The organism is Agrobacterium salinitolerans (assembly GCF_027498475.1).
GTDB lineage: Bacteria > Pseudomonadota > Alphaproteobacteria > Rhizobiales > Rhizobiaceae > Agrobacterium > Agrobacterium salinitolerans.
The window spans coordinates 1-5986 of record NZ_JAPZLN010000015.1; the positions used below are offsets into that span (position 1 = coordinate 1).

3 protein-coding genes and 2 pseudogenes are annotated in these 5986 nt (G+C 59.8%); 3 read left to right on the plus strand and 2 right to left on the minus strand.

Going from position 1 to position 5986, the window contains the following annotated elements; translation table 11 throughout:
- Positions 1-113: 113 nt before the first annotated feature.
- A pseudogene (gene istB, locus O9X91_RS23735) lies at positions 114-908 on the minus strand (IS21-like element helper ATPase IstB).
- A pseudogene (istA, locus tag O9X91_RS23740) lies at positions 898-2411 on the minus strand (IS21 family transposase). The pseudogenes istB and istA overlap by 11 nt, the downstream one beginning before the upstream one ends.
- A 272-nt stretch (positions 2412-2683) precedes the next feature.
- Between istA and O9X91_RS23745 the strand changes: the two are divergent.
- The 3 genes from O9X91_RS23745 to O9X91_RS23755 all read left to right on the plus strand — a co-directional run bounded on the left by O9X91_RS23745 (position 2684) and on the right by O9X91_RS23755 (position 5963).
- A complete protein-coding gene (locus O9X91_RS23745; RefSeq protein WP_269833084.1) occupies positions 2684-2899 on the plus strand; it encodes a hypothetical protein in 216 nt (71 codons plus the stop codon).
- A gap of 275 nt (positions 2900-3174) precedes the next feature.
- Positions 3175-3960 carry a recombinase family protein gene (locus O9X91_RS23750; protein WP_244614251.1) on the plus strand — a complete coding sequence of 262 codons (786 nt, stop codon included), beginning with the start codon at positions 3175-3177 and terminating at the stop codon, positions 3958-3960.
- A gap of 74 nt (positions 3961-4034) precedes the next feature.
- A complete protein-coding gene (locus O9X91_RS23755; RefSeq protein ID WP_269834421.1) occupies positions 4035-5963 on the plus strand; it encodes a recombinase family protein in 1929 nt (642 codons plus the stop codon).
- Positions 5964-5986 lie beyond the last annotated feature (23 nt).

The window sequence follows — 5986 nt, forward strand, 5'->3', positions numbered from 1 at the left end:
CCGGTCGAATATCGTAAGAGCCTCGGCCTGAGCATTTAAAACAGTCCAACTTTTTATCCGCACCCCCGGTTTTTCCACCGAGAAGTGAGCCACCTCTGAGTATGGTTTTCTGATCAGGCTTTCGTCAAGGGATTGGCCTTTTCTCCTCTCTTCTGTGCTGCTGCGGCCGAGCTGGCCTTGAAGCGGAAGCTGTCGTTACCGGTTTCCAGGATGTGGCAACGGTGGGTCAAGCGGTCGAGCAGAGCTGTGGTCATCTTGGCATCGCCGAAGACGCTGGCCCATTCGCTGAAGCTGAGGTTGGTGGTGATGACGACGCTGGTGCGCTCATAGAGCTTGCTCAGCAGGTGGAAGAGCAATGCTCCGCCTGAGACACTGAACGGAAGGTATCCGAGCTCATCGAGGATCAGCAGATCGAGACGAACCAGCGTCTCAGCGATCTGGCCTGCCTTGCCCTTTGCCTTCTCCTGCTCGAGCGCATTGACCAATTCGATGGTTGAGAAGAAGCGGACCTTTCGGCGGTGATGCTAGATAGCCTGGACGCCGAGAGCGGTCGCGACGTGTGTTTTGCCTGTGCCCGGTCCGCCGACGAGGACAATGTTCTGCGCTCCGTCGATGAACTCGCATCGATGCAACTGGCGCACCGTCGCCTCATTGATCTCACTGGCGGCGAAGTCGTAGCCGGAGATGTCCTTGTAGCCAGGAAAGCGCGCAGCCTTCATATGATAGGCGATGGAGCGGGCCTCGCGCTCGGCCATCTCGGCTTTTAGCAACTGGGACAGGATCGGCACGGCCAAATCGAAGGCTGGAGCGCCTTGCTCGATCAGGTCCGTGACCGCTTGGGCCATGCCATACATCTTCAGGCTACGCAGCATGATGACGACGGCGGCGCTGGCGGGATCATGACGCATGACGACCTCCCACAATCCGGACACGCAAGCCATCGTAGCGTTCGACGTTGGCCTTGGGTTCTTGCAGCAAGGTCAGCGCCTGTGGCGTGTCGATATCAGGACCGTCGGTTGTCTTCCCATCGATCAGACGATGCAGCAGATTCAGCACATGCGTTTTGGTTGGCACGCCTTGATCCAGAGCCAGTTCCACAGCCCTGACCACAACCTGTTCGTCGTGATGAAGCACCAGAGCGAGGATATCGGCCATCTCCCGATCGCCGCCCAGGCGACGCAGCATCTGGTCCTGCAATTGTCGAAAGGCCAGCGGCAATTCCAGGAAAGGCGCACCATTGCGCAAAGCACCGGGCTTGCGCTGTATAACGGCAAGGTAATGCCGCCAGTCGTAAATCGTTCGCGGTGGGTTGTCGTGGCTGCGTTCTATGATCCGCGGATGTTCGCAGAGGATATTTCCCCCGGCTGCAACGACCAGCCGCTCGGGATAAATCCTCAGGCTGACGGGGCGGTTCGCGAACGATGCTGGCACACTGTAACGATTACGCTCGAAGGTGATCAGGCATGTCGGCGAGACACGCTTGCTCTGCTCGACGAAGCCATCAAACATGGCGGGTAATGCCATCAAAGCAGGCTGCTCATCAGCCCAAACATCGGCGATCGAACCGAGCAGGCTCCCGTGTGGTGTCTCCTGCCACAGGTCTTGGCAATGCTGCTCCAGCCACAGATTCAACGCTGCCAAATCCGGGAAGTCCGGCATCTGTTGCCACAGGCGTGGTCGGGCATCCTGAACGTTCTTCTCGACCTGTCCCTTCTCCCAGCCTGCGGCGGGATTGCAGAACTCTGGCGCAAAAACGTAGTGGTTCGTCATCGCAAGGAACCGGATATTGACCTGTCGCTCCTTGCCCCGGCCGACGCGATCGACCGCTGTCTTCATATTATCGTAGATGCCGCGAGCAGGGACGCCGCCGAACACACGGAAGCCGTGCCAATGGGCGTCAAAAAGCATCTCGTGCGTTTGCAGCAGATACGCCCTGACCAGAAACGCGCGACTGTGCGATAGCTTGATATGCGCGACCTGCAGCTTCGTGCGCTCGCCGCCAATGACGGCATAGTCCTCACTCCAATCGAATTGGAATGCTTCGCCTGGGCGGAAAGACAGCGGAACGAATATGCCGCGGCCCGTCGTCTGCTGCTCACGTTGTCGTTCCGCTCGCCAATCACGGGCGAAGGCGGCAACCCGACCATAGGAGCCGGTAAAGCCGAGAGCCACCAGATCGGCATGGAGCTGCTTCAGTGTTCGCCGGCCTCTGTCTTCAGCCAGGCCGTCAGCTTATCGGCAAAAGGATCAAGTTTGCTTGGTCGTTCCGGTACCGTAAACGTCGGCTCGATCGCGCCCGCGTTCAGATACTTCGCGATCGTGTTGCGCGAAAGCCCCGTGCGCCGGCTGATCTCGCGGATCGACTGCTTCTCGCGCAGCGCCATCCGACGGATGATATTTAAAAGTCCCATGTGGATCACTCCGTTGCCCCCGTCGCTCTCCACGTTGGGGGAAGGTTCACATGGCTCAATTCTCAATGGAAATTATGCGCCTAACCGGCTCAGTTCTGTGTGGAAACCAACATACCTCAAAGCCCGGACGGGAATTCAGCAGAGCCATCCCTGCATCGTTTTTCTGGGGAACCGCCGCGTAGCGATCAGTGGTGAGCTGTTCTGCGACGTGACCAATAACGGCCTGATGGTCGATATCGACCGGGCACCCTGGCGCCGCAAGCAGGTGCACCATGTGTTCGTCCTCACCCACCGTATCCCTGCGATGCCCCATCCCGTCTAAGACTCTTCAGCGCGTCCAGCCGGCATACCTGACGACGGAGCAGAAACACCAGATCAAGGAACTGGATCACCTGTTTCGCGCAGCCGTCAAGGCAGAGACCGGCGCAACGCGGGTAAAGGTCACCTCCACCGAAGTCTTCATTATCCGCCCCGCCGATTCCGGCTGAACGTGGTGCGGCGCGCGCGATGGCGTCGTCGACAGCCTTCTCAAGCTTCAGCAGCATGGCTGGATTGGCGGCAACACCGATGAGGCCGCGGCCTACCGCGCCACGATGGGATACTGACCATCGCTCAGGAGCGGCTTCTAACCGCGGCAATTATTGCCACCAACACCTGCCAACCGCCAGACCATGATGATCTGGCATCGCTGCTGGGCTCTCAAGTCCCCCGCTGCCGGTTACCCTGTCCCCCGCCCTTCGCCAATTCGAACGGAGATCACTCCATGACCAAGAACGTCCTGTTCTACGCACGCCATTCTGCCGGATACCATGACCACGCCTGCCTCGAAACGCAGCTCTACTATGGGCACCGCTTCATTGAGGAGAATGGCTGGACCTTCGTAAAGTCCTATACTGACGAGGACATCGGCGAAGTCGTCTTCATGGCGCAGCCCGGCGTGCGCAAGCTTTTCGCCCATATCGAGCGTGAGACGGTCGATATCGTCCTCTGCCATACGCTGGACCGGTTGTGCTCGCGATTTGATATCGCCAGCCGACTGTTGAGCGAACTCGCTCGCAAGGGCATCGAACTCTGGGGCGCCGATCCCGGCGAACGTATCACCGCCCGGAACCTGTCCGATTACTATATCGATGACCGCAGCAAGATGTTTGCCACGGGCAGCCACATTGTCCAGGTTCCCGATGACCTGCGCGAGGAGAAACACTTCGCGCCCCTTCCATTCGGCTACCGCTATTCCGGCGCCTGCAATGCGGACGGCCAGCGCATCTTCGGTTTCAAGGTCGTCGATCCTGTCGCCGCCGACGTCATCAGGCGTATTTTCGGTATGTATGCCGAGGGGATGGCACCGACAAAGATCGCTGCTCTTCTTAATGTGGAAGGCGTGGCCGGTCCCCGTGGCAGTATCTGGCGCGACGCTGCGATCCGCGGCAACCGCGCCCACGGAACCGGGATCCTCAACAACCCGGCTTACATCGGCGCGTGTAAACAGGCGAGCGACGATGACTACCATTACGTATCGGCACTGCGCATCGTCAGCAATGAACTCTGAGACCGCGTGAAGGATCGCCAGGATGCCGCAGCCGAGCGTGCTGCAGGATTGGCAGGCCGCCGCAGGCAGCAGAGTTGAGCACGCTGCAAAGGGTCTGGCCGGCGATGCCGGCCAGTGTTTACGAAGACATTGATGAATATGGAATTCCGCAAATGACCAAGAATGTTCTGTTTTATGCCCGATACTCCACCGACCGCCAGCATGAGGTCTCGATCGAAACGCAGATCGAACTCGGCAAGGCCTTTGTCGCACGTCAGGGCTGGAAGCTGGTCGAGATCTACTCCGACGCCGCCATCAGCGGCACCAGCTACCAGCTCCGCGCCGGCATCCAGAGCCTCATGGCGCATGTGAAGCGCGAGCGCATCGATGTCGTCCTCTGCGTCACCGTCGATCGCCTGTCGCGCGACATCGAGCATAGCGCGAAGATCCTCAAGCAGCTTCGCTATTGCGACGCGGACATCTGGACGGTCCACGCCGGCACCCCGGTGACCGACCTCGAGATGGCATTGCGCGCCGCGCTCAGCCATGAACTGGTCGAACAGATCCGGTATCGCACGCGCGAAGGCATGAAGATGGCCGTCCGGAAAGGCAAGGCATCCACCTGCCTCGCCTACGGCTACATGCTCTCCCAGCAGCGCGATGCGAACGGCGATCGCATCAAGGGTTTGCGCGAGATCGATCCTGCAAAGGCTGCGGTGGTTCGCGGCATTTTCACCCTCTATGCCGACGGCGTGTCGCCTCGCGACATCGCCCAGCTTTTGAACAAAGAGGGCATCCCGGGCTCCCGCGGCCGCAAGTGGCGCGACACCGCCATCCGCGGCCACGTCAGCCGTGGCACCGGCATCCTCAACAACGAGAGCGACATCGGCCGCATGGTCTGGAACAAGCGTAACTACCGCAAGAACCCGGAAACCGAACGCCGTACCGCGCGCGCAAACGACGCGAGCGAATGGGTGCTGACCGATGTGCCGGAGATGCGCATCGTTTCCGACGACCTATGGCACCGGGTGAAGGAGCGTCAGAAAGAGATCGGCGAGCTTTACGATTTCGGGCAGAGCAACCGGCTGAATGCAACGCACCGCCCGGGATACTTGCTCAGTCACCTGCTCGAATGCGCGGAATGTGGCGGCGCCTACGCGATCAGCAGCAAGGACCGCTATAGCTGCACCAACCGCAAGAAGCGCCTGCCGATCGACGAGCTCGGCGGAGCCTGCTGCAGCAACAGCAAGACCATTACCCGCCAGGAGCTGGAGAGCCGCGTTCTCGATTGCCTGCCGGCCGCCTTCTTCTCCCTGGGGATGTTCGACACTATGTCGGCAAAGGTGATCGAACAGGAAACATCAAAGCTTCGCCGCCCGAAAGCCGAGCGCGAGCAGATGACGCGCGAACTGGACGATTTGGAGCGCGAGCAGAAGAGCATCATCCAGCAGATCTCCGACCGCGCCATGCAAGGCCGCCCTCCTCTCGCCGCGCTCGACGATACGCTCGATCAGATCGAGCACCAGCGTGGCGCCCTGGCAAGGGAGATCGACGCCTTCACCACGTCCGAGCCGGACATGCGGGCGAAGATCGAGGAATTGAAGCAGCGCCACAATTCCGCACAGACGGAACTGCGCATGCGTCATTTCTTCCTGCAGGCGCGCCGTGGCAAGAACGAAGATGCCAAGCGCCAGGTGATGCCGATTGTGCGCTCATTGGTGCACAAGGTGGTGATCGGCAAGACCCCAGGCCACCAGCCGGCAACTCTGCAGGTATATGGTCTGATCGCATCCATCCTCGCGCAGATGGATGTGCTGGACTTCATGGAACGACGCTTCGTCGCCGAAGTGCATGCGGATTTCATCGAGAAGCTGGAAGCCGGGGAGATTGAGACGAAAGAGAAACAAAAAAAGCTCCTCGACTCATATGAGGAGGAGCTTCGTCGCAAATACCCCGAGTGGGAGAATTTACAAGTTTCAGTGGTTGCGGGGGCAGGATTTGAACCTGCGGCCTTCAGGTTATGAGCCTGACGAGCTACCGGGCTGCT

What these genes read in the sequence shown, in the direction of transcription:
- O9X91_RS23745 (WP_269833084.1), top strand. Translation starts at nt 2,684, where the DNA reads ATGTGTTCGTCCTCACCCACCGTATCCCTGCGATGCCCCATCCCGTCT.
- O9X91_RS23750 (WP_244614251.1), top strand. Translation starts at nt 3,175, where the DNA reads ATGACCAAGAACGTCCTGTTCTACGCACGCCATTCTGCCGGATACCAT.